The organism is Thermosporothrix sp. COM3, assembly GCF_059696735.1.
In genome coordinates this window covers 7,096,984-7,123,062 of record NZ_AP019376.1, presented here as the reverse complement: position 1 = coordinate 7,123,062, position 26,079 = coordinate 7,096,984, and the positions used below count along the sequence as shown (strand labels likewise).

At 52.6% G+C, this 26,079-nt stretch carries 22 protein-coding genes and 2 tRNA genes; 9 read left to right on the top strand and 15 right to left on the bottom strand.

Translation table 11 applies throughout. From position 1 onward, the window contains the following. Positions 1–2: 2 nt before the first annotated feature. Together KTH_RS30470 and KTH_RS30465 are read left to right on the top strand one after the other, a co-directional pair. Entirely contained in the window at positions 3–2,354 is a 2,352-nt protein-coding gene (locus KTH_RS30470) for a protein kinase domain-containing protein (RefSeq protein WP_497622636.1), read from the top strand. Between the two features lie 81 nt (positions 2,355–2,435). After that, positions 2,436–3,374, top strand: coding sequence for a cobalamin-binding protein (locus tag KTH_RS30465; protein ID WP_497622634.1), 939 nt, complete (start codon positions 2,436–2,438; stop codon positions 3,372–3,374). Positions 3,375–3,441: 67 nt separating this feature from the next. Here the strand turns inward: KTH_RS30465 and KTH_RS30460 are convergent, their stop codons facing one another. From KTH_RS30460 to rpsP, 5 genes are all read right to left on the bottom strand, one after another. After that, positions 3,442–3,687, bottom strand: coding sequence for a hypothetical protein (locus KTH_RS30460; RefSeq protein ID WP_497622632.1), 246 nt, complete (start codon positions 3,685–3,687; stop codon positions 3,442–3,444). A gap of 203 nt (positions 3,688–3,890) precedes the next feature. Further along, a complete protein-coding gene (locus KTH_RS30455; protein WP_137686236.1) occupies positions 3,891–4,106 on the bottom strand; it encodes a hypothetical protein in 216 nt (71 codons plus the stop codon). A gap of 140 nt (positions 4,107–4,246) precedes the next feature. After that, the gene (gene rimM, locus KTH_RS30450; protein ID WP_170142583.1) at positions 4,247–4,810 is read right to left on the bottom strand and encodes a ribosome maturation factor RimM; all 564 of its coding nucleotides are present in this window, start codon (positions 4,808–4,810) and stop codon (positions 4,247–4,249) included. Between the two features lie 126 nt (positions 4,811–4,936). Next, complete coding sequence (locus KTH_RS30445; protein WP_111322484.1) at positions 4,937–5,167, bottom strand: KH domain-containing protein; 231 nt, start codon at positions 5,165–5,167, stop codon at positions 4,937–4,939. A gap of 22 nt (positions 5,168–5,189) precedes the next feature. Continuing rightward, the gene (rpsP, locus tag KTH_RS30440; protein ID WP_111322482.1) at positions 5,190–5,480 is read right to left on the bottom strand and encodes a 30S ribosomal protein S16; all 291 of its coding nucleotides are present in this window, start codon (positions 5,478–5,480) and stop codon (positions 5,190–5,192) included. A 416-nt stretch (positions 5,481–5,896) separates the two neighbouring features. On the opposite strand from rpsP, the gene pyk reads away from it, so the two are divergent. Then, positions 5,897–7,342 (top strand): pyruvate kinase, encoded by a 1,446-nt coding sequence (gene pyk / locus KTH_RS30435; protein WP_111322480.1) that lies wholly within the window; start codon positions 5,897–5,899, stop codon positions 7,340–7,342. Between the two features lie 61 nt (positions 7,343–7,403). Here pyk and KTH_RS30430 read toward each other — a convergent pair whose 3' ends face one another. The 3 genes from KTH_RS30430 to KTH_RS30420 all read right to left on the bottom strand — a co-directional run bounded on the left by KTH_RS30430 (position 7,404) and on the right by KTH_RS30420 (position 9,893). Next, on the bottom strand, positions 7,404–8,183 hold the full coding sequence (locus KTH_RS30430) for an amino acid ABC transporter ATP-binding protein (protein ID WP_497622629.1): 780 nt from the start codon (positions 8,181–8,183) through the stop codon (positions 7,404–7,406). A 15-nt stretch (positions 8,184–8,198) separates the two neighbouring features. Then, on the bottom strand, positions 8,199–8,927 hold the full coding sequence (locus KTH_RS30425; protein ID WP_170142582.1) for an amino acid ABC transporter permease: 729 nt from the start codon (positions 8,925–8,927) through the stop codon (positions 8,199–8,201). Positions 8,928–8,990: 63 nt separating this feature from the next. Next, positions 8,991–9,893, bottom strand: a complete 903-nt coding sequence (locus KTH_RS30420) for an ABC transporter substrate-binding protein (protein WP_497622626.1) — start codon at positions 9,891–9,893, stop codon at positions 8,991–8,993. A 502-nt stretch (positions 9,894–10,395) separates the two neighbouring features. Here KTH_RS30420 and KTH_RS30415 point away from each other — a divergent pair. Both KTH_RS30415 and serA read left to right on the top strand, forming a co-directional pair. Then, on the top strand, positions 10,396–11,556 hold the full coding sequence (locus KTH_RS30415) for a pyridoxal-phosphate-dependent aminotransferase family protein (RefSeq protein ID WP_497622624.1): 1,161 nt from the start codon (positions 10,396–10,398) through the stop codon (positions 11,554–11,556). A gap of 11 nt (positions 11,557–11,567) precedes the next feature. After that, positions 11,568–13,256, top strand: coding sequence for a phosphoglycerate dehydrogenase (serA, locus tag KTH_RS30410; RefSeq protein WP_497622622.1), 1,689 nt, complete (start codon positions 11,568–11,570; stop codon positions 13,254–13,256). 36 nt (positions 13,257–13,292) lie between these two features. On the opposite strand, the gene KTH_RS30405 is transcribed toward serA, so the two are convergent. Next, positions 13,293–13,937 (bottom strand): DedA family protein, encoded by a 645-nt coding sequence (locus KTH_RS30405; RefSeq protein WP_497622620.1) that lies wholly within the window; start codon positions 13,935–13,937, stop codon positions 13,293–13,295. A gap of 267 nt (positions 13,938–14,204) precedes the next feature. On the opposite strand from KTH_RS30405, the gene KTH_RS30400 reads away from it, so the two are divergent. Continuing rightward, positions 14,205–15,536: a spinster family MFS transporter gene (locus KTH_RS30400; protein WP_497622618.1), complete on the top strand. Its 1,332-nt coding sequence runs from the start codon at positions 14,205–14,207 to the stop codon at positions 15,534–15,536. A 52-nt stretch (positions 15,537–15,588) separates the two neighbouring features. Here KTH_RS30400 and KTH_RS30395 read toward each other — a convergent pair. Continuing rightward, a tRNA-Gly gene (locus KTH_RS30395) sits at positions 15,589–15,660 on the bottom strand. Between the two features lie 198 nt (positions 15,661–15,858). On the opposite strand from KTH_RS30395, the gene KTH_RS30390 reads away from it, so the two are divergent. After that, the gene (locus tag KTH_RS30390; protein WP_170142581.1) at positions 15,859–16,575 is read left to right on the top strand and encodes a PspA/IM30 family protein; all 717 of its coding nucleotides are present in this window, start codon (positions 15,859–15,861) and stop codon (positions 16,573–16,575) included. A 12-nt stretch (positions 16,576–16,587) separates the two neighbouring features. Here KTH_RS30390 and KTH_RS30385 read toward each other — a convergent pair whose 3' ends face one another. The 5 genes from KTH_RS30385 to KTH_RS30365 form a co-directional block, all read right to left on the bottom strand. Then, complete coding sequence (locus KTH_RS30385) at positions 16,588–16,932, bottom strand: hypothetical protein (RefSeq protein ID WP_111322464.1); 345 nt, start codon at positions 16,930–16,932, stop codon at positions 16,588–16,590. 232 nt (positions 16,933–17,164) lie between these two features. Then, on the bottom strand, positions 17,165–19,165 hold the full coding sequence (locus KTH_RS30380) for a sensor histidine kinase (RefSeq protein WP_497622615.1): 2,001 nt from the start codon (positions 19,163–19,165) through the stop codon (positions 17,165–17,167). A 65-nt stretch (positions 19,166–19,230) separates the two neighbouring features. Further along, the gene (locus KTH_RS30375) at positions 19,231–21,342 is read right to left on the bottom strand and encodes a molybdopterin-containing oxidoreductase family protein (protein WP_497622613.1); all 2,112 of its coding nucleotides are present in this window, start codon (positions 21,340–21,342) and stop codon (positions 19,231–19,233) included. A gap of 33 nt (positions 21,343–21,375) precedes the next feature. Further along, positions 21,376–24,432 (bottom strand): exonuclease domain-containing protein, encoded by a 3,057-nt coding sequence (locus KTH_RS30370; RefSeq protein ID WP_497622611.1) that lies wholly within the window; start codon positions 24,430–24,432, stop codon positions 21,376–21,378. A gap of 51 nt (positions 24,433–24,483) precedes the next feature. Beyond that, the gene (locus KTH_RS30365) at positions 24,484–25,107 is read right to left on the bottom strand and encodes an XTP/dITP diphosphatase (RefSeq protein WP_497623303.1); all 624 of its coding nucleotides are present in this window, start codon (positions 25,105–25,107) and stop codon (positions 24,484–24,486) included. A gap of 215 nt (positions 25,108–25,322) precedes the next feature. Here KTH_RS30365 and KTH_RS30360 point away from each other — a divergent pair. Both KTH_RS30360 and KTH_RS30355 read left to right on the top strand, forming a co-directional pair. After that, a tRNA-Thr gene (locus KTH_RS30360) sits at positions 25,323–25,394 on the top strand. A 305-nt stretch (positions 25,395–25,699) separates the two neighbouring features. After that, positions 25,700–25,987 (top strand): PLDc N-terminal domain-containing protein, encoded by a 288-nt coding sequence (locus KTH_RS30355; RefSeq protein ID WP_497622609.1) that lies wholly within the window; start codon positions 25,700–25,702, stop codon positions 25,985–25,987. The last annotated feature ends 92 nt before the right edge of the window (positions 25,988–26,079 follow it).

Genomic DNA, 26,079 nt, shown 5'->3' with positions numbered 1-26,079 from the left:
CTATGGCGATGTATTATCTGATAGATTGGCAGGATAAAACCATTGGGCGCTATCGGCCTATCCGCTTGATTGGGCGGGGAGGCATGGGAGAAGTCTGGCTAGCAGAAGACGCAGCGCTTCAACGTCAGGTCGCGATTAAAATTTTCCCACCGGTTCTGGCGGAGGACAAGAGCTATCTGGATGCCTTCGCCTATGAAGCCCGAGCCATCGCCTCGCTGGAGCATCCGCACATACTTCAGGTCCATGACTTTGGGCAACAACCACTTGAAGACGATGAAGAGCAAATCGTCACCTATCTGGTCACGCCCTACCTGACGGGTGGAACCCTACGAGACCTCATCTACAGTGAGCCACCCCTGACGCCTGAGGCAGGGCTGCGCTTTCTTCACCAGGCCGCCGAAGCGATTGACTACGCCCACAGCAAGCATATTATTCACCGCGATATCAAACCAGCTAACATGCTGCTTCAGGAGAATCTGCTCTTTCTAGCCGATTTCGGTATAGCCAAGCTCCTCAATAGTGCAACCCATCGCAGTCAGACCCACGCAGGAGGAGGCACCCCTGAATACATGGCCCCGGAACAAGCTCTAGGGCACGCGGAGTTCGCCAGCGACCGCTACAGTCTGGCTATCATTGCATATCATCTTTTCACGGGAAAACTACCATTTCGAGGAGATAACCCGTTTGATGTGCTCCTCAAGCAGTTACATGAGGCACCACCCCGGCCCCGGCAGATCAATCCAACGATTCCCTTGCATGTTGAGGCTGTTCTGATGAAAGGGCTGGCAAAAGATCCCGCACAGCGCCCTCCTTCCTGTGTGGCTTTTGTTGAGGCTCTAACGAAAGCATGGCATAATCCCAGGATGGAACGCACCGATCCCGATGCAACCCTACTTGCCCCGTGGAGCAAACGGCTTTCTTCGGCGAACACGGCAGCGTCCCGTCTTTTTGATATCCATGCTCGAACACAGCCCACAACTGATGTACCTGACTCGACAACCCGAGATTTGCTCCAGGAAACCGACACCGTAACCCGGCATACACGGACGCTGACTCAAAACCTTCTAGATGGACCGCATCAAAAGCTCAAACGGCGAACACTGCTCGTTGGCGGCGCGGCGGCGGCTGTCGTCACAGGTGCGGGAGGCTTCGCGCTGTTCCGCTGGTACTCACAACGGCAGTCGGAGGTTCAGCCAACACCGACACCCCAACCAGGTCCCCACCATTTCATAGAAGGGAAACAACTTCTTTCGCTGGAAAAACATCTCGACGAGGTTCGAGAGGTAAAATGGTCTCCTGATGGAAACTATCTGGCTTCTGCAGGCCTGGATAAAACGGTGTATGCCTGGAATATTCGGAAGGCTATCAACACATCCTCCGCAAAAGACATCACCTACCAGCGCTGGCGAGCAACCAGAGCCTTCTACGGGAACTCGCTCGATTGGACAGCGGATAGCAGCAGACTGCTTTTCACCTGTGGCGAGAATAACGAAATTGACGTCGTTGATCCCGCAAGCGATGATGACGCCACCCAGTACGGAAACGCGGAGCCACCAGCACAGGATAATATATTCGCTACCATCTCCTATACCAAAATCACTGCAAACGTGCAGGGAGATACCTTCGCCACTGACCTCGGAGAGACAAACAAGCTCTTACTCTGGCATGTAGCAGCTCCCCCCAAACAGAAGCCCAAAGTCCTGACTGATGACAAGGTTCCTGCTGTCTTGAAACATAAGTATGCCATCACCACCACCCTGCTGAGTTGGTCCCGAGACGGTCTCTGGCTCGCGCAACAGCTCAGCAATTTTCAGGTGGCGATCTGGGATGTCAAAGCGGGTAAGGTAAAGCATCTGCTGGAGCCCGCAGAACGGGCGAAAGTCTATACAAAAGATGAGACTATCTTCATTTTTCGGCAGATAATGGCATGGTCTCCCACGCAGAAAACACAGCTCGCGCTCTGCAACCTGGATACCATCGAGATCTGGGATGCCCTGACGCGCAAGGTGGAACAACGGCTCCTGACTGATGACTACTTTGCGCTCCATCCACCCGATAAAGAGAACAACCTGAACTTCAAGCTGCTCCCTCAGGTTGCCAGCTTGTGTTGGTCTCCCAATGGACGCTATATCGCGGCATGCTATATGTGGAGTAATCGCGTGCATATCTGGGATCTTGCAGACCCCAAACCGCGCATGAAGGACGGCTATCGCTTGCCTACCATGTTATTTGGCAAAGAGCACGGGCATAATAGCACCATTCTCGATCTCAATTGGTCACCTGATGGGAAATATCTGGCAACGGCAGGAGCAGACAAAACAATAAAAATCTGGCAGGTCGACGCCACGCCTTGAGATTCTGCACGCACAATATGATACAATGCCGTAGGACGAGAAAATATAGCTCAACAGCAGGAGCAAGGGGGGAAAAGCGTTATGCGGATTGTCTCATTGCTGGCAAGCGCCACCGAAATGGTCGCAGAACTCGGGTACCTGTCAGCGCTTGTGGGTCGCTCCCATGAGTGCGACTATCCACCTGAAGTGCTGCATCTGCCAGCAGTTAGCCGCCCGTTCATCAATGTGGATACCAGCAGCGAGCAGATAGACGCCCAGATCAAACAGCTTGCCCGTGCAAGGGACGAGACGCAGGGTAATGCGCTCAAAGCACTCAGCATCTACACTATTGATACCGATCTGCTTCAGCGTCTCAAACCAGACCTTCTGCTGACACAAACACAGTGCGAGGTCTGTGCCGTGAGCGAGAACGATGTCATCGCTGCCTTACAGCACGTTATCGGCATACAGCCCCACATCGTGGCCCTTGCCCCCTATCGCCTGCAAGATGTCTGGAACGATATGCTCCGCATCGGCACGGCCCTGCACGCGACCGAGGTTGCCCGCCAGCGGATAGCTATCTATACTCACCGGCTTGAACAGCTTCAAGCACAGACCGCAAGCGCGCAGAAGCCACGTGTTGCCGTACTTGAGTGGCTTGATCCGTTGATGGGTGCGGGGAACTGGATACCGGAATTGGTTGCATATGCAGGTGGAGAAGCAGTATGTGGAGGTACGGGTACCCATGCACCCTGGTTAAGCTGGCAGGAGCTACAAGCCGTGGACCCAGACGTGTTGATCCTCTCTCCCTGTGGCTTCTCCCTTGAACGTACTGTACAGGAGTACCCACAGCTTCAGCAACATCCACAGTGGAAGACGTTGCGAGCCGTCAAAACCAATCGCGTCTACGCCATTGATGGAAACCAGTATATGAACCGTTCGAGTCCGCGATTGGTCCAATCAGCCGAGTTGATCGCGTACGCTCTCTGGGGACACCCGGCTCCCGTTGATCCAACCGCCTGTCTACAACTGGCCCCATAAAGACGGAACAAGAGGAACATAGTGAGCGGAGAACCAGCCCTATGCTCCTCTCCCTCTTCCTTATTTGCTATCTGTTCGATTTGGGATAGAAAGCCCAGTACATTACCCCGACGAACAGGAAGAAAATGACGATCATAAAGGTCATTACCGGGTCGACAACGCCACCGATAGGGAGCTGAAAGACGACCGCAACGGTGAGAAAGAGGACCCAGATAATACCCAGAATCGGCAGAAAATAGAGCCAGTCAAACCGCTTCCGCTCAGAGGAACGGGAGGGTGTTGCTGTCACTTGATCAGTATTGAGTTGCTCCATGAAAGACCTTCCTCAGCGATGTATAAAGCGCTCGTTGAAAAGCCAGATATACGGCAGGCAACCAGCACAACGAGCCCCCTGCCGAGAGAACGAGCACACAGAGAGCAACCAGTAATGGTTACACTCTCAAATCTTATTATAGTGCTAACCTTCTACTCGTGCAACTACTGATATACTCCTTCTCTATAGAAAGAAAAACGCCCTCAAGCAACCGAGGGACGAGAAGAGGAAGACCATGTACCAAGCTGGGAAAGAGAAGAGAGAAGAGAAGATTGAGTCTCCGATGAATGGAGTGCCTGGAAGTAGCGTCGAAGCTCCAGGACATTGACCTGATATACCGAGCCATCAACAGAAGCAGGAACATGACCGTCAGCGATAGCAGTACAGAGATCGGCTAATGTTGGGATACGGTCAGACACAAGACACCTCCCATCGAAATAACTTGTCGCCACCTTCGCACTCGGGCGAAACGGCTTCAGTTCTACTACGGCCAGAGCGACAAAAACGTTTCAAGCGCGCTTGAAGGGTTTATCAGCGCGCTTCCGCGACAGGGTTAGCCTTACTCGTCTTCACCATAGGGCTTATTGGGATCATCAACAAGCGCATCATCATCCAATAACCCCGGTATAGGATCAATATACATTACGTGACGGACAAGGTCAATCTGTTTTATGATAGCCTTCACCGCCGGAATCATTACCTGTTTGCCTTCAACAGACGTAATCACATAGATATCATTGCCGCCAGTCGCGATAATATCAGAGATGTGCCCAATTTCCGTGTTTCCAAGCGTCAGCACACGCAGGCCGAGGATATCATGCTGATAGTAGGAATCAGGGGGGAGTTCCGCCAGTTGCTCAACGGGGATACAAAGCTCCTGACCACGCAGGGCTTCGACTGCATTGGCATCATTAAAGCCACGCAGCTTGAGCAGAATCATAGTACCTTTATAGGGGCGGACACTTTCAATTGTATGTCGGGTATAGCCCGGCGTGAGGTACACCGCCTTCAGCGTCGTAAAGCGGTCGGGAATATCGGTCAGTGGTTGAACCTTCAGTTCGCCACGTACACCAAAAAGGGCCACTATTTTACCGATAGTAGCCCATTCTGTCTTGTTTTGCATAGACATGAGCAAAGCCCTCTACGGACGGTAAATACAGAGCTTTTTGCACACCTGATGGCACAGAGGCATACCAGCAGATGCAAAGAATAAAGGGAAGAGCTGGAGACCGTTCCTGCTCTTCTGTTGCTAGACGATCTCCAGTGCAGTATGACGGCCCTCACGGGTTCCAACGGCACGCATCAATGTTCGCATAGCCTTTGCGACACGACCCTGACGCCCGATCACTTTTCCAAAGTCTTCCTGCGCCACGTGCAGCTCAAGGACTACAGCATTACGGTCGTTGCGAATCTCACGTACCTGAACCGCCGAGGGATCATCCACCAACGACTGAGCCACATACTCAATCAGCTTACGCATAGTCTCTATCCTATATCAGACACTAGGCTTCAGCAGCAGTCTTCTTTGCAGCCTTTTCCTGAAGGAAACGGTCCAGAATACCGGCACGCTTCAGCAAGGACTCGACGGAGTCTGTTGGCTGAGCGCCGTTGTTCAACCAGCGCAGGGCCTTCTCCTCGTCAATGACGATCTTGGAGGGCTCAACGCGGGGATTGTACCAGCCAATATTCTCAATAATACGGCCATCGCGCGGAGAACGTGCGTCGGCAACCACAACACGATAGCTAGGGGCTTTCTTCATGCCCGTGCGTTTCAATCGAATTTTAACAGCCATGCTAGTGTACTTCTCACCTCTTCCCCATTTCAGGGATTTACTCTCTAGACTTTCTCGTCTGCCGTGTTCGGTGCAGCACCGGTAACAAAGCGGCGCTCAATCTCCCTGAACTTCGGCTAGACTAGAATAGCATGCGACAATCAAAATGTCAACGCTCGTTCAAAGGGGCCTGCTCGATTCTCGCAAGCCCATCCGTGCCATCATCACGTGACCCGATCCTCTCGGTAGGCGGCATAGCAAAGCCGATGTATCCTTTTTGCAGTACTTGCGGCTTGCTTCTATACGATGTACACTCCAATCGTTATTATAAATATATCGGAGAAGACATAAACTGGACGACGTCTGTCCATCGGCGCTGCTGCCAACAAAACACCAGAAGGTATCATCACAAAAAATCATCAAGAGGTTTCACCATTATGCGCCGTACAAAAATTGTCTGTACAATCGGTCCGGCGACCAGCAGTGGAGAGCGCCTGGAGCAGCTAATACGAGCAGGAATGAATGTTGCCCGCTTGAACTTTTCTCATGGCACCCAGGAGGAACATGCCCAGGTCATAGAACACATCCGCTCCATTTCCGCACGGCTTGGCCGCTCTATCGCTCTATTACAGGATCTGCAAGGCCCCAAAATTCGGACCGGGAGGCTGCAAGGGAAGCAGCCAGTTCAGCTTGTGGAAGGTGAATTTATCACCATTACCACCCGCGATATCATTGGCAACGCAGAGAGGGTTTCTACCACGTATAAACAGCTTCCTCAGGATGTCAAGCCCGGTGATCGCATCCTGCTTGATGATGGACTGATGGAGCTATGTGTGATCGAAAAGAGCGACGAAGATATTCGTTGTCAGATCATTCACGGAGGTTTTTTAAAGGAACACAAAGGCATTAATCTGCCCGGTGTTGCGGTAAGTGCCCCGGCTCTGACCGAGAAAGACCGCGCTGACCTGCGGTTTGGCATCTCGCAGGGCGTCGACTATGTGGCCCTCAGTTTTGTCCGTAGACCAGAAGACGTTCTGGAGGCCCGCCAGCTCATTAAGCAGTATCAGGAAGAGCTCAACCGCACCGATCAGGCCGAGCCGCCCTTAATTGTCAAGCTGGAAAAGCCGGAGGCCGTAGCCCGGCTGGATGAGATTCTTGAGGTAGCAGACGGCGTTATGGTTGCTCGTGGAGACCTCGGCGTTGAGATGTCTCCTGAGAAGGTGCCCCTGCTTCAGAAGCACATCATCGAGAAATGTAATGACCTCGGCTTGCCAGTCATCACCGCAACCCAGATGCTTGAATCGATGGTCACCAACCCACGACCGACTCGTGCAGAAGTCAACGACGTTGCAAACGCGATTATTGATGGCACCGATGCCGTCATGTTGAGCGCCGAAACAGCCAGCGGTGCATATCCCATTGAAGCTGTCAAAATGATGGTGCGGATCGCCCTTGAGACCGAAGCAGGCGACAGAACAGCGCGCCTCCCCCAATGTCAGCGTCTCACTCAGGAGCATGCAGTCAGCCATGCCGCACGGGCACTCTCCGAAGAAGTCAGCGTTAAGGCAATCGTCGTCTTTACGCGCTCTGGCGCGACCGCACAGTTGATCTCAAAAGATCGTCCCCGCCGTCCGATCATTGCCTATACCCCGAATGAACATGTCTACCGCCAGCTTGCCCTCTGGTGGGGAGTCTGGCCGTATCACATTGGCATGCACGGCTCAACCGAAGCTCTGGTCGACGAAGTCAGTCAGCGCCTGCTTGACGATCGCCTTGTAGAGGATGGCGACAACGTTGTGATTATGGGGGGTTTCCCGATTGCCAGCCGCGCCCGTACCAACTTCGTCAAACTTCATCAAGTGGAAAAAGTGCCCCAGGAATAAAACTCTATAGCAAAAGAAGAGCATGGGTTACAGGAATCCATGCCCTTCTTCTTCTCAGCGACTAATCGATCCGTCTCAAAAAGTCGCGAGTTCGCTCGTTTTGCGGGTTTCCGAAGATCTGCTCAGGGGGTCCTTCTTCCACAATCTGCGCTTTATCCATGAAGATAACATGGTCCGCAACCTCACGAGCAAAGTGCATCTCATGGGTAACTACCACCATCGTCATACCCTCTTCAGCGAGCTGACGCATCACCTTCAAGACTTCGCCAACCAGCTCAGGATCAAGCGCGGAAGTCGCCTCATCAAACAACATCAATTTGGGCTTCATTGCAAGAGCTCGGGCAATCGCAACGCGCTGCTGCTGTCCGCCAGAAAGCTGGCGCGGATAGGCATTTGCTTTGTCCACCAGACCGACCTTCTCCAGATTGGCAAGAGCTCGTTCCCGCACCACATTTCGCGGCTCATGCAGCACATAGATCGGCGCTTCCATCACATTTTCAAGTGCCGTCTTGTGGCTGAACAGGTTAAAGCGCTGGAAGACAAAACCGATTTGAGAGCGCATCCGGGCAATATTTGCCTCGGAATCCTCAAGCAGTTTGCCATTGACCTCGCGATACCCGACCAGTTGCCCATCAACATAAATACGGCCACTATCGATCTTTTCCAGATGGTTGATGCAGCGTAACAGCGTCGTTTTACCCGAGCCACTGGGACCGATAATCACAACGACCTGTCCCCGCTTTACCTGAAAATGAATACCATTCAGTACGGTGAGATGACCGAAGCGCTTGACTATGCCTTCGCCTCGCACCATTTCGTTTGCTTCCTGTTGTCCTACCATACGTGCCTCTTCCTCCTAGTGTCCAGCAGACGGCTCAAAACCAAGCACACGTGATGTCCAGTTTTTCTGGGCTGCTTTCGCCTTGCGCTCAGGATCAAGACGACGCTCAATCCAGCTCTGCACAAAGGTCCACACCGTCGTCATAAGCAGGTAGTATACCGAGGACACGATTAAGAGTTCAAAAACCGAAAAGCTATGGGCTCCATATTCGCGTGCGGCCTGCGTAAGCTCAATGACTCCGATGACAGAAGCAATCGAGGTCGTCTTCAACATGTTATTGAATTCATTGCCCAGTGGGGGAATAATAAAGCGAATCGCCTGCGGAATCACAATCCGACGCATTGCCAGTCCATAGCGCATACCAAGCGCCTTCGCAGCCTCCATCTGTCCCTCATCAACCGAAGAGATACCGGCCCGGATGATTTCGGCCATATAGGCGGCCTCGTTCAGCGAGAAGGAAAGCAGGATACACATCTCAGGTGAGAGCGTCAACCCGAACTTGGTGGGTCCGAGCCACAGAAGATAGACCTGAATCAGCAAGGGAGTCCCGCGAAAGAGCCAGATATACACGCTGGCGATCCAGTTCAGAAACCTCAGCCGCCTCGCCATCTGCATTAAGGCCAGAAAGAGCCCGAGCACAACCCCCAATACCTGAGCAACAACAGCAATCCAGAGCGTCATCCAGGCAGCTTTGATAAAAAGAAAGGAGAAGAGGTACTGCCCTACTAAATCCCAACGAAACACGCGTTCATCCTCCTGAAAAAAGATCCTGACTTCTTCAGAAAAGAAGCCAGGATATCCCATATACTACGCAAGCTGTCGGCGCTGTTCAACGTCCGATACTTTCTGTACCGGATTCAAGCCCCATTGCTCAAAGAGCTTGTCATAAGTGCCATTCTTTTTAAGCATATCCAGACCCGACTTGATCGCATCGTACATTTCCTTGTCGCCTTTGCGCACCGCGATGCCCTCAACGGCCTGCTCAATAATCTGTCCGGCGACCTCAAACTGTCCCGGGTTCTGTTTCAGATAGTAGTCCGTAACCGGTGAATCCTGGAAGGTCGCGTCAACGCGCTTGTCGACCAACAACTGAATCACATCGGTTTGATCTTTCAATGAAGTGACCTGAACCTGCTTGCTGGCGCATTCCTTCTTATTCAACTCGCTCAATGTATCGGCTTCAACGGTTCCGTTCTGGACTCCAACTTTTTTCCCGCACAGATCATTGACACCGCCAATTTTCAATGGATTCCCTTTCTGTACCAGCAGTGACTGACCGGCATTAAAATAGGGGATGAGGTCAGCTTTCATCTTGCGATCGTCATTGATGGTCAGAGCGGAAATGACAACATCATAACGTTTGGCACTCAGATCGTCGAGAATGATATCAAAGTTTGCTTTTTTCACCTCGACCTTGAGGCCCATCAACTTGGCAATCTCGGTAATCAGGTCAATATCAAAGCCTGTTGCCTTGTTTTGAGCAGGGTCGAAAAATTCCTGTGGCGGGTAGGTTGTATCGCTGCCCACAGTCAACGTTCCTGCCTGGATCAGCCCTTTCGGGGCAGGAATAACGGCTTTGTCCGGTGTAGCATCATTGCTGGTATCGCCACCACAGGCGGTTAAAAGAAGGGTAAGAACGACAAATACTCCCAAAAAAGAGGAGTAGAAAGAGACATGCCAGGGGCGACGTCTACGTAAAAGAGAATCCATGAACAACCCTCCTATGGTGTTATAGATCATCAATAAAATAGATAACCGTAGTTTAACACAGGTTGGCCTGTATGCACAGATGAGAGATGTGAGGTGGTATATAATATATGAATATAAAAGCCAGTATCTCTCAAAGCAAAAAAAGATTCACCCGCCCTTCAGTCCCCCATTCCGTCCATTCCAGCATAGCAACACTGAAGCCTTGATGATAATTTTGTATCTCTTTTATACATGCCTGTCTTCTATAAATACCTTCAGTAATACATGGTCATCTATTGTCTTTTCCCTCCCAGAACAGAACAGATGAACGCAGGGTATACTTCCTGTAGGAAGTGTTTGACATTACATCGTCAATGCTTTATCCTGATGAGGTAGCAAGGCACTCCGTTGACTATCTGAAGTAGATACAAACAGTGCCAATAGAGCATTCTTCCAACGGCGGGGAAGCAGAAAAGTTCAAGGTTGAGCGAGTTGTGTCTGTAGCAGAGGAGAAGATTAGCGAATGACCACTCAACAAAAAAAAGAGATACCTGTTCCACAAGTAGAAAAGCGTCAACCCATCCCGAAGCAAAACCTACGTGTTCCCGGCCCGACCCCTATTCCACCAGAAGCAAGTGAGGCGCAGACTGCCCCTATGATTAACCATCGTGGCCCCGAGTTTTCCGCCATGATGAAGCGCATCACCTTGCGGCTGCAATACTTCTTCCAGACCGAAGCGCTGGTCATGACCTATCCAGCATCGGGCACAGGCGGCCAGGAATGTGCAATTGTCAATGTGTTCTCTCCAGGGGATCATGTGGTCTCGATCACCATTGGTAACTTCGGAAATCGCATGGCAAAAATTGCCGAGGCCTATGGGCTACAGGTGACACGGCTTGAATATCCGTGGGGCGAAGCGGCGGAACCGGCAAGTGTTGAGAAGCGCTTGCAAGAGGTCGCACCGTATAAGGGTGTCTTGCTTACCCATAATGAGACATCCACCGGTGTCACCAATGATATTGAGACGCTGGCACGCATAATTCGCAAACATAATCCCGATGCGCTCATTATCGTTGATGCAGTCAGTTCGCTGGCCTGTGTGCCCCTCGAAATGGACGCCTGGGACCTTGATGTTGTCTTTACCGGCTCTCAGAAAGGCTGGATGGTTCCTCCTGGCCTGATGATGATCGCAGCCAGTCCTCGCGCCTGGGAAGCTTATAAAACCGCAAAGCTCCCACGCTTCTATTTTGACTGGGAAATGACCCGCAAATCGCTGCAAAGCAAATGGCAACATCCGACGACACCTCCTCTCTCTGTTCTATACGCACTGGATGTCACGCTCGAAATGATGCTTGAAGAAGGCCGTCAGGCTATCTTTGACCGCCATCAGCGAGCAGGCGAATATGTGCGTAATCGAGCCAAAGCGCTCGGGCTCGAACTGCTGGCAGATCATCAATATGCTTCCAACACGGTGACCGCAATCAAAGTGCCAGAGGGCATTGATCTGAAGGTAATGCTCAAGAAGCTCCGTGAAGAGGAGAAGACCGTCTTTGCCGGTGGTCAGGGACAACTGGACGGAAAAATCTTCCGCATCGGACACCTCGGCTATTTTACAGAGGCCGATCTGCAAAGCGCCGTCGATAACCTTGAACACGTTCTTCATGATCTCGGATATAAGGGCTAAGGAGAGGAACCATGCAACAAGCAGAGCAACCAGTCAAGGTCCTTATTACCGATAAAGTCGCTCGCGAAGGTATCGCCCTGTTACAGGAACAGCTTCCCACAGCGCAGATTGATGAGCGGCGTGGTCTCTCAAAGGAACAACTTCAGGCCATCATCGGAGACTATCATGCGTTAATTGTCCGCAGCGAAACCCAGGTTACAGCCGACATTCTGACAGAAGGCAAAAATCTCAGGATCGTCGGGCGTGCAGGTGTGGGCGTTGATAACATCGATACAGAAGCCGCGACCCGTCTGGGCATTATTGTGGTCAATTCTCCAACAGGAAACATCATCGCAGCAGCAGAGCATTCCATTGCTATGCTGATGTCTCTTGCCCGGCATATTCCCGCCGCGAACGCCAGTACCAAAGCAGGCAAGTGGGAAAAGAGTCGCTTCCTCGGCGTGGAGGTCAGAAACAAGGTACTTGGCGTGATCGGCCTGGGCAAGGTTGGCATGGCCGTTGCTCGCCGCGCACAAGGTTTGGAGATGCAAATTGTTGCCTATGATCCCTTTGTCTCACCAGAACATGCGCAAAAGAGCGGCATTGAGATGCTTGACCTCGACGAACTGTTGCGCCGCTCCGACTTTGTGACCATCCACACCTCGCTGACCAGTGGTCCAAGCGGCACCCGCGGCCTGATCGCTGAGCGCGAACTGAGTCTGATGAAGCCCACTGCTCGTCTGATTAACTGTGCGCGTGGAGGTATCGTCAACGAAGAAGATTTGCTCAAGGCCCTGAACGAGAATCGCCTGGCCGGCGCTGCCCTGGATGTATTCAGTCAGGAGCCTATTCGCGACAATGAAGTGCTCAAACAGCTCGTGGCCCATGAGCGCGTCATTGCCACTCCTCACCTGGGAGCCTCCACAGAAGAGGCGCAGGTCAGCGTCGCGGTCGATGTTGCCGAACAGGTTGTCTCGGTGCTGAAGGGCGGCTTCCCTCGCGCTGCCGTCAATGCGCCTATGATTCTGCCTGAAACGATGAAGGTGCTGCAACCCTATATGACGCTGCTGGAGAAAATGGGCAGTCTCTATACGCAGCTTCAGCCCGGACCACTCACCAAGATCGAATTGATCTACAACGGTGAGATTGCTAGCTATGACCTGCGACCACTCCAGGCCGCCTTGATCAAGGGACTGCTCGAACCCATTTCCGAGGTCCACGTGAACCAGATCAATGCGCAGGTGATCGCGAAAGAATGGGGTCTGGAAATTATCGAGCAGAAATCAACGACTCCTGCTGAGTTCGCCAATCAGGTGACGCTACGCGTGCTGAACGCCAACGGCTACACCTCCTCGTTCGCGGGTAAGCCGGGCTCCGGAGATGAGCACGTGGAGACGCTGAGCGGAACCGTGATGCATGATGAGCCGCGTATTGTTCGCGTCGGACGCTACTGGACAGATTTCGCTCCAGAAGGACGCATTCTCTTCTGTCGAAACCTGGACCAGCCGGGCATGATCGGACGCGTTGGGATGGTGCTCGGAAAAGCTGCCGTCAATATCAGACACATGGACGTCGGCCCAAGTCAGCGCAAGCAACAAGCAAAGGGCACGCACGATACCGCGTTGATGGTCATATCGGTTGATAATGATATTCCCGAATGGGCGCTGCACGAAATCGGCGAAACAGGTGATATCTTCGGCGTGACCGTTGTGCATCTTTAGAGGCAAAGAGGCGCAGAACAAGAACTGGCTGCGCCTCTACCCCTTCTTCTCCGGCTGTACCCGCGATTTCAACCGTTTCTTGAGCAGCGACGAGAGCACGAAATAGCCCACCAGAAGCACAAGGAGCAAAAGCACGACAGGAATGGTATACTTCTGCATCAACGTAACAGCCAGTTCCCAACGATTCCCCAGATACCAGCCAATCCCCAGAAGCGCCACACACCAGAGCAGCGAGCCAGCCGAGGCGCTTATCAGGAAAAGCAGGAATGGTGTACGTGTGATCCCCGCCGGGAAGCAAGCAAATGGCCGCAAATAAGGCGTCATGCGTGAGAGAAAGATCATCCAGATACCCGAACGCTGAAACCAACCTTCGGCAAGGGCAATCTTTTTTTCATCGATATGCAGTAGCCCCGCCAGCCGCAAAAGCACCTTTCGCCCGCCATAAAAGCCAATAATATAGGCACTACAGGCCCCGGCAACGCTCCCACCAAACGCAGCCCCTCCCAGAATCCAGATGTTCAGGTATCCCAACGAGGCAAGCGCCCCCGTAAATAGCAGCAACGTGTTATTCATTACCGGAATGCCCGAGCTCTCCATGAGCAGCATAATAGCGACTATAAGATAGATCCAGAAGGGGTGAATCTGCACAAATAAATCTGTCATCTCTTTGAGAACATTCACAAACAGTTTGCCTCCCCTCAGCCTTCAAAAAAAATGACCCTCTTGACCTAAGACGAATCGAGCAATCACAGGGTAGCATCTCTCCCCCTACAGTCCCGAGCAGACGTCCTCAACTGATGTCAGCGCAAGCAGAGTGTAGTACAATACGCAAGAACAGGTATATTCCATTCATAATAATAGCTTCGCCAGGCGACCTCTAATGGCCTACACCCGCCATTGTTGTGCAGCAGCAAAACACTCGATATAGAAAGGGACAATGCAGTATCTATGGGAAATACAACCTCTCTTGAGCGTGACCTGAGGCCCGTAAAGCCCCTGACGCGGCGGCAGGCCATGTACTCTTTTATCCTCCTGCTCATCATCAACATATTAAACTATACTGACAGAGCAATCCTACCGGTTGTACAAACGCAGATTAAAACCGAATTCCATCTGAGCGATACAGAACTTGGCTGGTTGATCTCCTCATTTCTACTGGTCTATGGAATCGCAACACTGCCCCTGGGAATCTGGGCAGACTATGGCAAACGAAAAAATATTATAGCGCTCTGCGTTGCGATCTGGAGCGTTGCCACAACGGTAGCAGGATTTACCTTCAACTTCATTCAATTGTTCCTTGCCCGGTCGGTTTTGGGGATCGGAGAAGCGGGCTATGCACCAGCCTCACTCTCCATGATCGGTGACTCCTTCCCTAAGGATGTGCGTGGCAGAATGCTTTCTATCTGGTCCATCGGGAACGTTGTTGGAACTGCGATCGGTATGCTCTTAGGCGGAGTTGTCGCCCTTCAGCTTGGCTGGCGCTGGGCCTTCTACCTTGTCGGGCTCCCCGGTTTGATCGTCACTTTTCTCATCTGGCGGGCTGCCGAGCCACAGCGCGGCGCGTTTGATAACGCCGAAGAAGGGGAAATAGAGAGTAGCGCTGCTGCCGGCCACGGAGGACTAAACAAGAACTTCCTGCAAGATGCTGCACGCATTTTCCGTATTCCCACCTACTGGATCTTGCTCGGGGCATTTATTGCCAGCTTCTTTATTGTTGGCGCGGCCCAGGGATGGATCACAACCTACATCATACGAGACTTCAAGCTGACGGAGGCGCAGGCAGGAGCGGTTTCCGGCGGAACGCTGGCGGTCGGCAGTATTGTCGGGACACTGCTTGGCGGTTGGATTGGTGACTACCTGCATCGGCGCTTTCCCCAGGGACGCCTGTTGATCTCGACCATCGCATTTCTACTCGGTGCGCCGCTCACCTTCTTTGCTCTAGGCACTCACGCTCTGGTCCCATTTATCTGCATTTTCGCCCTGGCTATTGTGGCACTGAGTATGTGCCTGGGGCCGCTGAATGCCGTGATTCAGGATATTATCGAGCCAGAGATTCGCTCTACTGCTATCGGGCTGGCTCTCCTGATCGCGCACCTGCTTGGTGACGCTCTATCTCCCATCATTATTGGTGCGATTGCCGATAGGAGTTCGCTCGGACTCGCTCTACAGACTACCGGTCCCATCTGCTTGCTTGTTGCCGGACTTATCTGCTTGATTGGTCTGAAGACGGTAGCGGGAGATATGAAGGCGATGCAGGCTCGTCTGCAACGTAAGGGATAAAAACAAGCAAAGAGAAACGCCTGTCGAAACTGACAGGCGTTTTTTCTAGAAGAGCGGGTTACGGGACTCGAACCCGCGGTCTCAACTTTGGGAAAGTTGCGTGTTACCACTACACCAAACCCGCTTACACCCTATAGTATAGCGGGGTCTTATAGATCTGTCAAGAGCATTATCACCAAAATACAAATTCTCCTCTGCAAAATCAGCACATTTCTCTGCCTCAATGGTGAGATGCATTCCCACATGTCCCGGATCCGAACGAAGCGGCTGGCACGACGTATATATTTCAGGATATGATACAGAGAGAGATGGAGGTTTTTTTATGGGTATTTTTTCATTCCTCGCCCGGCTATTGGGCTTCCAGCGTGCAGAAAAAGGCCCGGTAGCACTGATCGATGAAGCCTATGCCACGCACACCACTCGACTGGATACCCTGCGTCGTGCGGTCACCGATATCACCATGCAACGCAAACGGCTGGAAATAATGCAGAAACAAATAAAAGACGAGAGTGACACCATCCAGCAACAGGCCCGATATGCCCTTCAGGCAGGCAAAGAAGAGCTGGCTCGACAGGCGCTCTTGAGCAACGAGACCAGAATTGCTCAGCTCCATGCCCTTGAAACCCAGATCGCTCAGCTTCGGGGACAGGAAGCAGACCTGCTACAGCTTGAACGGCAGCTCTCCCTGCGCCTCGATGGCCTGCGCACACAAAAAGAGATGCTCAAGGTGCAGTACAGAGTCGCGACAACACGCCTGCAAGTTCGTGAGGAAATTCAGGGAATCGCTCAGGATATGAACTCGGCGCGTCTGATGCTCGAACAGGCACAGGAGCAGGTCCGCATGCTCCGGGAGGAAGCAGATGCCCTGGCACACCCGCTTCTAGAACAGGGAGGGCAAAGAAAGTATTTGCCCGAACCAGGGACATCGCATATCGAGGCGTTGCAGCAGATCACCATCGAACAAAACGTTGAGACGCAACTTCAAGCGATGAAAGAAGAACTGCAACATAAACAAAATGAAGGGCCAACCGCTCACTAAACAGCAAGCATGTTAGCCCTTCTTCTTGGCTTTCTGCGCCTTATAATACGAACGTGGCTTAGGACGACGATCGTTGTATTCGTAGGCTGCGGGGGCCGCATCCTCCCGAGCAATGATATCCGTTTCATCACGTTCGCTCATGAGCTCCTGCAAGTCATTGTAGACATTATAGTTGTCAATGACTTCAGGCAACCGCAACATATGCCGAAGAACCTGTATCTGCGAAACACTGGTTCTATCGTGCATTGCTGGCTCAGCCTTTTTCAACAACTTCTCTACCAATGACATACTATCATCATGAGCCCCTATCCCCTCAAGGCGCTCTCGGACTACCAGCAATTGTTCATATAAGTTCATAAAAAACCTCCGCTTCTGAAGACCCCCTGCCCTCCCCGACCCGATCTCACACAACTGAGGTCAGATCAGGCTTGCGAGAACAAAGTTCTATCCGCAATAAGGCCTGGAGATCCCTGACGGCCAATGCTCCTCTAGCAATGAACAGAGACTGCTAAAGTATGGTAGCATAGAGAACTCTGCACGTCAAATCTCCATGACCGCTTTGCTTGCCTTCTCAGGGGGAATAAAGCAATCAGGGCACAACCTGCGGAAGTGCTACAAAGAACGTTGCTCCTTCACCTACGACACCGGTACTTTCTACCCAGATGCGCCCATGCATTGCCTCCACCAATTCACGGCAAAGATAAAGACCCCATCCCGCACCCCGTTGGTTCCTGGTGTGCGATCCGGGCAGACGCATAAACTTGGTGAAGAGCATTGACTGAGCCTCGGGCGCGATACCAGGCCCCCAATCACGAACCTCAATCAGAATGAAGCGTTCGGTATCAGTCGTCAGCGGTTTCTGCTTGATCTGTGTCAATCGGTGTTGCAACACCGATACCTCGATACTTTGCGCTCGCAACATGATCTTCGCCGGGGCAGGAGCATACTTGAGCGCATTCCCAACGAGGTTGAGCAATACCTGTCGAAGTCGCAGGTCATCAACCCAGACCATCAAATCAGGGGGAACCTGAACCTCTACGCATCGCTGTTCACGAGCAATCGATGGTTCCAGAATTTCTAGAATGACGCGCACCGCATCCAGCACTGGCACCGCATCGTATTTCAACATCACACGATCACGGTCCTGATCAATCCTGCTGGTATCCATCACATTGCTTAACAGCAGAATCAGCTCTTCGCTCGCCCGACGCGCATTGACAATAAAACGCTCTTTTCGCGCCTCGTCCAGCGAGGCACCATGTACCGATAGGAGTTCAAGATAGCCCTGAATTGCGGTGATAGGTGTGCGAAGCTCATGCGAAGCTGTCATCAAGAACTGGTTCTTCATCTGTTCCGACTCCTGGGCTTGCTGGACAGCCTCTCGCAACTCGGTATAGAGCCGGGCATTCATGATCGCGATACCAGCCTGCACGCCAATCTCACGCAAGATCGCAAGGTGGCGTTCCGTATACGCATGGGGAATATAACACTGTACCGAAAGCAGGCCAATCACCTCTTCACCATAATGAATTGGCACAAACAGCATCGACTCGGAGGGACGCTGATTGCCAATCAAAACAGTACTGGTTGCGTAGGCTTCATGCAAAAAGTGATTCAACTCGTGAAAGGTCGAAAAGAGATAACCTTCGTTTTTCTGAAGCAACCCTTCTACCCAATGTGGTCGCGATGCCAGCGTCACAGGAGCATAGGAAATACCCTCATCAACCAGGTAATCAACTATCACCTCTCTGCTTGCCTGATGATAGCGAGCGATAAAGAAGGCATCAACTGGCATCATACGGCATACCTGCGCATAAATCGTGCGGTACACCGAATGGGTATCATGCAGAGCATCAGGGGCAAAGAGCGAGCGGCTGATCTCAATCAAGGCGGCCCGTTCCTCGCTGCTCTGGCGTGCCTCGTCATACAAACGCGCCCCCTCTATCACCACCGCAACCTGATTGGCAAACAGCTCCAGAAGCTCTACCAGTTCAAGCGTCGGACGACGTCCATCAAGTGGGGAATCTGGAGTCAAAAAACCAAGCAGTGAATCATCGGCACGTCGCAGAGGCACAATCATCAAATCAAGCGGCTTCCACTCTTCGGGGATACTTTCTGTCTCCACGACGCCGATCAATGGCAGGACATCTTCTTCCTGCCCATAGACCTCGCCTATCACAAAATGACGAGCAACCTCATCATCTAACCAGAGAGGCGATTCTTCTGGCACAAAATACGAACGGCTGACCAGATACTCTGGCTGCATTAAGCGTGAGAGAATCGCCTCAGGGACAGGATGTTGCTGTAGATAGATGATGTCTTCCTGATCAATACCCTCAGAAACAGCACGAACGCGATAGAAACCGCTTCCATCAAAGAGATAGAGCGCACAATAGCGGAAGCGAAGCGCCTCACAGGTTGCCGTAGCAACACGCGTAATTAGCGTGTCCACATCCATATGCAGACGCAGCGAGCCACCGATCTCAGTTATATATTTAAGTATTTCCCTGTATGACGTGGCAGGAGTACTGCCCGGCAGCTCCTGTACCTTTTCCGGGGACTGTTCCGCAGAAAGCTCATGCTGGCTCACTCGCCCCACCTCGTTCATTTCCGTTATAAGACGATTATACCATACTTCATCCTAAAAGCGCAGAACTACTCATTTACAGGCTCAACGAAAACCAGATTGGTATGAAAGGTACTACCACCGTTGAAGTCAGCCAGGCGATCAGGCGTCGTCCAGTTCACATTCTGCCCATCAGGGCTGAAACGCGGCCACCAGACTGTTGTAGTTGCCAGCACACCTTCTCGCACATCTTCAGTTACCTCGGCAACCAACCGACACCAGCCGCGTTCATTCGAGAGGCGCACATATTGACCACTGCGAATATTGCGCACTTCAGCATCAACTGGATGAATACGCAGCGTTGGCGTTCCCTCTTTCTGTCTCAGGATCTCCTGATTGGCAAACGTTGAACTGATAAAATGGTGCGCGGCAGGGCTGAGCAGCGGCAAGGGGCCATTGACAGTCACTGCCTGCTTTCCAACATTCGACTCGGCATCTGGTACCCAACCGGGCACCGGATCATAGCCCTTGCGCATTGCCTGCTCAGAGTAGAACTCAACTTTGCCCGAAGGAGTACGAAAATGGCCATCAGCAAACGGAACACGCTCAGCAGCAGGAACAGCCAGCGGAAGCGAGCCCTGTTCTTTCAGCCGTTCAAGTGTAATACCCTGGAGATAGGGATTGTGAGCGGCTGTCGCTTCCAGTACCTCTTGAATAATTGTATCGGCATCAGCCTGTAACCACTCCTCTTCAAATCCCATTCCGGCAGCCAGAGCACGCATTACATCCCAGTTGCTACGCGCCTCACCAAGCGGCGCAATGGCAGGAGTGTTGTAGTTCAAGCTCAAATGTCCGTACGGCTTATGAAGATCGGTCTGTTCCAGCTGGCTGGTTGCAGGCAACACGATATCCGCATAGCGAGCGGTATCGGTCTCAAAAAGATCGTGCACTACAACAAAAAGATCCTCACGCTGTAAGCCCTCAACGATCTTGCCAGCATTGGGAGATGAGGCAACAGGGTTCGCATTATAGACATAGAGCGAATATATGGGGGGATCGGCTTCACCAGTCAGCAGTGCACCCAGGCGGTTCATATTCAACACGCGAGGCACGGGCGGGCAAGCGGGGTCATCAGCGTGGCTAAGTGCCGCTTTATTCCACTGTACCCAATCGCTGGTACTATACATCAAACCACCACCAGCAACGCCATAGTGACCAGCAACAGCGGGCAAACAGGCAAGGGTTCTTACCGTTTGGCCGCCGTTGGTATGTCGATTAATACCATCGGTCAGGCGCAACATAGCCGGGCTGGTCGTCGCATAGCGTCGGGCAAGCTCCACAATCGTCTCAACCGACAGCCCAGTGATCTGGGCCGCACGCTCTGGCGGGAATTGCAGAATACGCTCAAGCAGATGCTCCCATCCGATAGTATATTGATCGATCCACTCCTGATGATGCAGGCCCTCCGTCACCATCACATGCATCATTGAAAGAGCCAGTGCGGCATCAGTTCCAGGAATCGGCTGAATATGCCAGTCAGCAGAACGAGCGGTAAGCGTCCGAATCGGGTCAATCACAACGATCTGAGCGCCGTTGCGTTGCGCCTGACGGAGGAAAGGCATAATATGCGGTGCGGCGCTGGCCGGGTTACTCCCCCATATCACAATAAACTTGCTGTGTACCAGATCCTCGGGAGAAGGGGCAAGACGACCGCCGACCACGAGCTGTACCGCCTCTTCAGCCGCATGTCCGCAAATCGCACGCTCAAGGCCACAGGCGCCAAGCCGATTCCAGAATCGCGTATCAGTCACCGCGCCCTGAACCAGTCCAAGCGTGCCAGCATAACTATATGGAAGGATACACTGCGCGCCCGCCCGAGCAATGATATCACGCCAGCGCTCAACGATGACCGCAATGGCCTCATCCCAGGAAATTCGCTCGAACTTTCCCTTCCCTTTTGCGCCAACCCGACGCAAGGGATAGAGCAAACGATCAGGATGATAAACTCGCTCAAGATAGCGATTGACCTTCGCGCATAACCAGCCACGGGTAACAGGATGATCGGCTCGTCCACGTACACTAACGGCTCGTCCCTGCTCATCTACCTGTGTTTCCAGTGCACAGCAATCCGGGCAATCATGCGGGCATGCCCCATACACAATGCGGAGGTTCCGTTTCTCCTCTCCAGTCGCTTTGATCATCGCTTGGTCACACTATCCTTTCTGCCAGCAGTCCTACTTCTGAGCGGTAAGCGGCTCATCTTCCCAGGCATCCATGACTGTCAACCAGTCCAGCAAGGTTTCAGACAGTTCTTGCGCTATCACCTGCCGCTGGGAGCTCCGGGGCAGGCTATGGAGAATCATTGAGCCATATTCCTTTGATATAATACGCCGATCAAAAATCACAATAGCATTTCGTCTGGTATCATTCCAGGCAAGGCGGTTCAGAGCCCGGCGCATACGCAAGGAGGCCAGAGGCACCGTTAATTGATGCAACTGATCGGAAATCAACTCGGCCCGGGCCGCCATCGGAGGATCATTCAAGACCGGCATCGGCAGTCGGGCAACGAACAGACATGCCGGGGAATGTGGCACCTCATCTGTTCCTTCCCAGAAACCACCTGCGCCGAGCAGCACCACGCGCTCCTGCTCTTTATACACCTGCCAGAGATGCCGCGGCGACCCATCAATACCCTGCCCGAGCACCAGAATACCACGGGCTTCCAGTACTGGCTTGATGGCCGCGTAGGAGCTTCGTAATGCCGCATGCGAGGTAAACAGAGCGACAACCTGCCCTTCCAGCGAGGTTGCAATTTGAATCAGTGCTTCCTCAAGCCGACGCTGATACTGCGGAGCATTCGGTTCAGGAACATCACTCGGCACCAGTAAGAGCGTTTGCTTGTGCCGCTTGCTGACAACCGAGTATGCCGGGCAACCATCCTCTAAACCCAGACGCTGCCGTGTAAAGGCAAAAGATTGCTCAACCGAAAGGGCCGCGCCAGCAAATACAGTCGCTTTCCCCTCTGTCAGTAACAGACGACGGAGAAGCTGTGACGTCTGTATTGTTTGCGCATACAAAACCGGCATCTGCTCGGCAGGGGAAGTACGATGTTGCATCTGAGAAGCGGTCGTTATATTCTGGGTCTGCCGGAGCCAGTACACATTTTCGGAGTCGGATAGCGAGAAGGCCTGCTGGCCCAGATGCTTTAATTCACGAAGCTGTGAGGCAACGCCCGCCAGCTCAGAGGCCAGCGAACTCTCTTCACCACTTCCTTTGTCACGAGCATTCCCCTGTCTCTGTCCGCCAAGCAGTCCCTTTTCTGCTTTCTGTGCCAGATCAATGACCTGCTGCAAGCGCTGCTCCGTTTGATGCCAGAGCTGAATCACATTGCTCCATGAAGGCAGATTGCTAACCTGGGAAGTCAGGCGCAAGGGTTGATCCAGACGTTCATGCAAGCGGTGCGAATGGCGGGGGCCGTCACGTCGATCCCGTCCACCTTGATGCAGGAATTCATCTGTAAGCTGCTGCAACGCGCCAAACAGGGCGTCAACAGAGCTACGCGCCTGTTTTATGGTCTGGAACCAGGACACAAGGCGGGAGTCAAGATCGGCCTTCGCGATGGTCTGCGTTCGCGAGATACCACCCGGGCCATTCTCACGCAAAGCAGGAGCCGCAAGCGCCAGCAGTCCCTGATACCGTCCGTCCGCGAGTTCAGCCCCAATCGTATTGAGTAGGCGATACAGGCGCGGATAGTCTAGCTCGACGCTACTCCAACGCGCGCATTCTTCGTCCAACAAATCGGCGTCCAGAATCATGCGTGTCGGGATCTCAGCAAGCAGCGAATGCGCCTGTGAGAGATCATCCAGCAAGCCCGCATGCGTTGTCACCACGATCTGGGCATTGCGCACGCGCTCAGCCGCGTTGCTCACAAAACAATAGCCCTTCCGGCGATACATACAACGCTGGTACATTGAGCCCGCACGCGGGTCTGCCGAAGGGATTTGTTCAATGCCTGAGGAAATGCGTTCCCAGGCTGTGACTTCCTGAGGCAACAGCGTCAATTCGCTGCGCTCACCGGTCAATGTTTGTTGCGCCCAGAGGCCCAGTTTTGCCAATCCACGCGCCTGTTCAGCAGTGAGCTCCCCACTGGTTCGTCTGAGTGCAGCGCCAAACCAGCGATGTGTGCAAAGATAGCCGCCCTTCTCGGCCCAATATGCCACCGAAAGCTTGCTTTTCAGCGCAGCCTGTATGCCAGGCAAGGTTGTCTCGATCAGGCGCCGGGCACTTTGTTGATTGGCACAGGCAACCACCAGACGACGCGGAGCTGCATCGTCCGTTTCCGACAACCACTCAAGGGCTGAAAGCAGGGCAGGAGCATAGTCATTGTTACCGACGGTTACTTCCAATAGAAAAGGCGTCTTTTGCTCAAAAGAGGTCCGCATTGCGGCATACAGCGCCTCATGGTCCATCGGGCCCTCAGCCTGACTCTCTTCCGGGATAACCTCTATATCCTTCTGAAGCTCAGTCAGTGAGGTCGTTTCGACAGGCAATAGCTCTGACGACGACGATTCATGCTCTTGCTGACGGGCAATCGCAAATGAGAGGATACGGGGATCCATACCAAGCTGCGAAGCGAAACGATCTCCGAGGCTACCACGCATCAGACCTCCGGCGATACCTTCGCTCTCCTGACGAAGCCGTACCTCCTGGCGGAAAAAGTGCAAAAGCGACCAGGAGCGAGGCGCATCCAGATGGGCCAGATCTTGCAATAGAGCCAGATCGACTGCCTGCAAGCGCTCATAGAGGGCCAGAAAGACCTTCATGGCAAGGACAGTATCTACCATTGCGCGATGGCGATCTACGGGGACTTGAATTCCTAGAGCGTGCGCGACCTGCCCCAGGTTATAGCTTGAAAGGGAAGGTAGCAGCACAGTTGCCAGCTCAAAGGTATCAACCAGCGGGTTTGCACGAGCTACCCCCCAACGACGCAAAAAACCCACATCGAACGGAATACTATGACCGACAATGGGATAATCGCCGATAAAGTGTTGCAGTTTCTTTGAAATGGCATCAAACGGGGGAGCGCCAACAAGCAGTTCAGGCTTAATACCGGTTAAACGCTGTACACGATAGGGGATCGAACGACCGGGAGAAACAAACGACTCGAACGTATCAAGAATATCTGAGCCCTGGAATTTGATCGCTGCAACTTCAAGGATTGCGTCTTGCTCGGTATGTAAACCTGTTGTTTCCAGGTCAAGTGCTATACGGATGGCCGACTTCTTCGCCATAATCTATATGTCCCTTATGTTCCTCTCAGTTAGTTGTATCCACTTCGCTCCTCATACATCTCGACTGTGTGAAGACGGTAACGCAGGCCAGTGTTCAAGCACAGCTTGCGCACGCCTTGCGGCCTGGCCGCGATGGCTGATTCTGTTTTTCTCTTCCGGTGTCAGTTCCGCAGCAGTCTTTCCATATGCAGGAACGAAAAATATAGGGTCATATCCAAACCCGTGAGCGCCATGTGGCTCCTCAGTAATTCTCCCTTCAAGCGCACCCTCAACACATTGAAGATAGCCGGATGGCTCCGCAATAGCGATCACACAACGGAAACGAGCAGTACGCTGCTCTGTGGGAACTCCTTGTAGCTTGTCAAAAATGATGCGGAAACGCTCTTCGTATGAGGTATTGGCTCCAGCAAAGCGAGCAGAATAGACACCAGGCGCACCGCCCATTGCATCGATTTCAAGACCGGAATCATCAGCCAGTGAGAGCAACCCCGAGGCGCGAGCATAGGTCAGCGCTTTTAACTCTGCATTTTCCCGAAAGGTAGTGCCGGTCTCCTCGACCTCCAGATCGAGCCGTACATCATGCAACGAAAGCAACTGGTACGGCAGATTGGCAAAGAGCGACCGAAACTCTTCCAATTTATGCAGATTAGTGGTTGCAATCAACAAGGGCCGCATCATCATGTCTCCCAACCAGGAAAAAAATGAAACATCGTCACCCATCTTACCATAATAGGGGTAAGTTGTCGAGATTGGGCAATATGGAACAGCAGCCAATGAGACGGACGGAGAGAAACCCAAGATCTTCTTAACAAATTCGCTAGAAAAACGCTTGACAGAGCCAGGCTGACCCGCTATAATCATAAGCGCAAGAGTGATGAGAGCTCAAGCAAGCCGGTGTAGCTCAGCGGTAGAGCAACCGCTTCGTAAGCGGTCGGCCGTCGGTTCGATTCCGACCACCGGCTTTTTTTTATGCCTATTTTCCCTCACCCACCTATTTCCCTCTCAACGCGTCATCTACGGGGGCTCTTTGTGCCACATTCGACTACTTCCCCCATTATTACCGAAATCTTACCCAAACCTTACCCCTTTTTAACCGGAGCCCTTTAAGCTAAGGACATACCAATTCAGGGAACACACACCTGACAGGGAAGAGTACCATTTATGGCAAGTCTCGTCGCTTTCTCAGTTCACTTGCTCACTCCTCCCATCTCAAACGGTTCCTAAAGAAGCTGCGCCCGGCTTCATCAGTTCAATTGGAGGATAGTCTATGGAAATTGCCCTTTTTCTTCTCGTCGCGTTAGTTGTCTGCGCGGGAGTTTTCTGGATGTGGATGCTTGTCGACTGCCTTATCAATGAAACTTTGAACGGGCGACAGAGACTCGGATGGCTGGCCCTTGTCGTATTCGCCAGCATTATCGGCTCGATCATTTACTTTATCAAAGCGCGCAACATCGAAAAAGTGAAAACGTCTGACTTTGAGACAAAACCGAAAGAGCCAGCCTCAAAAGACCGCAGGGAAACAACACAGCCGGTCATGCAACCGGCCTCGGCGTAAAGCAAATCCTATTCTCTAATACGCCCCTTCCCTTTTTTCCATTCCTTCCCTTCTTACCGGACCAGAATGCGGGGTTGAGTTCCACAACTCCG

What these genes read in the sequence shown, in the direction of transcription:
- rimM (WP_170142583.1), bottom strand. Translation starts at nt 4,810, where the DNA reads ATGCAAAACAAGACAGAATGGGCTACTATCGGTAAAATAGTGGCCCTT.
- pyk (WP_111322480.1), top strand. Translation starts at nt 5,897, where the DNA reads ATGCGCCGTACAAAAATTGTCTGTACAATCGGTCCGGCGACCAGCAGT.
- KTH_RS30400 (WP_497622618.1), top strand. Translation starts at nt 14,205, where the DNA reads ATGGGAAATACAACCTCTCTTGAGCGTGACCTGAGGCCCGTAAAGCCC.
- KTH_RS30365 (WP_497623303.1), bottom strand. Translation starts at nt 25,107, where the DNA reads ATGCGGCCCTTGTTGATTGCAACCACTAATCTGCATAAATTGGAAGAG.
- KTH_RS30470 (WP_497622636.1), top strand. Translation starts at nt 3, where the DNA reads ATGGCGATGTATTATCTGATAGATTGGCAGGATAAAACCATTGGGCGC.
- KTH_RS30430 (WP_497622629.1), bottom strand. Translation starts at nt 8,183, where the DNA reads ATGGTAGGACAACAGGAAGCAAACGAAATGGTGCGAGGCGAAGGCATA.
- KTH_RS30420 (WP_497622626.1), bottom strand. Translation starts at nt 9,893, where the DNA reads ATGGATTCTCTTTTACGTAGACGTCGCCCCTGGCATGTCTCTTTCTAC.
- rpsP (WP_111322482.1), bottom strand. Translation starts at nt 5,480, where the DNA reads ATGGCTGTTAAAATTCGATTGAAACGCACGGGCATGAAGAAAGCCCCT.
- KTH_RS30390 (WP_170142581.1), top strand. Translation starts at nt 15,859, where the DNA reads ATGGGTATTTTTTCATTCCTCGCCCGGCTATTGGGCTTCCAGCGTGCA.
- KTH_RS30415 (WP_497622624.1), top strand. Translation starts at nt 10,396, where the DNA reads ATGACCACTCAACAAAAAAAAGAGATACCTGTTCCACAAGTAGAAAAG.
- KTH_RS30370 (WP_497622611.1), bottom strand. Translation starts at nt 24,432, where the DNA reads ATGGCGAAGAAGTCGGCCATCCGTATAGCACTTGACCTGGAAACAACA.
- KTH_RS30385 (WP_111322464.1), bottom strand. Translation starts at nt 16,932, where the DNA reads ATGAACTTATATGAACAATTGCTGGTAGTCCGAGAGCGCCTTGAGGGG.
- serA (WP_497622622.1), top strand. Translation starts at nt 11,568, where the DNA reads ATGCAACAAGCAGAGCAACCAGTCAAGGTCCTTATTACCGATAAAGTC.
- KTH_RS30465 (WP_497622634.1), top strand. Translation starts at nt 2,436, where the DNA reads ATGCGGATTGTCTCATTGCTGGCAAGCGCCACCGAAATGGTCGCAGAA.
- KTH_RS30445 (WP_111322484.1), bottom strand. Translation starts at nt 5,167, where the DNA reads ATGCGTAAGCTGATTGAGTATGTGGCTCAGTCGTTGGTGGATGATCCC.
- KTH_RS30460 (WP_497622632.1), bottom strand. Translation starts at nt 3,687, where the DNA reads ATGGAGCAACTCAATACTGATCAAGTGACAGCAACACCCTCCCGTTCC.
- KTH_RS30355 (WP_497622609.1), top strand. Translation starts at nt 25,700, where the DNA reads ATGGAAATTGCCCTTTTTCTTCTCGTCGCGTTAGTTGTCTGCGCGGGA.
- KTH_RS30375 (WP_497622613.1), bottom strand. Translation starts at nt 21,342, where the DNA reads ATGATCAAAGCGACTGGAGAGGAGAAACGGAACCTCCGCATTGTGTAT.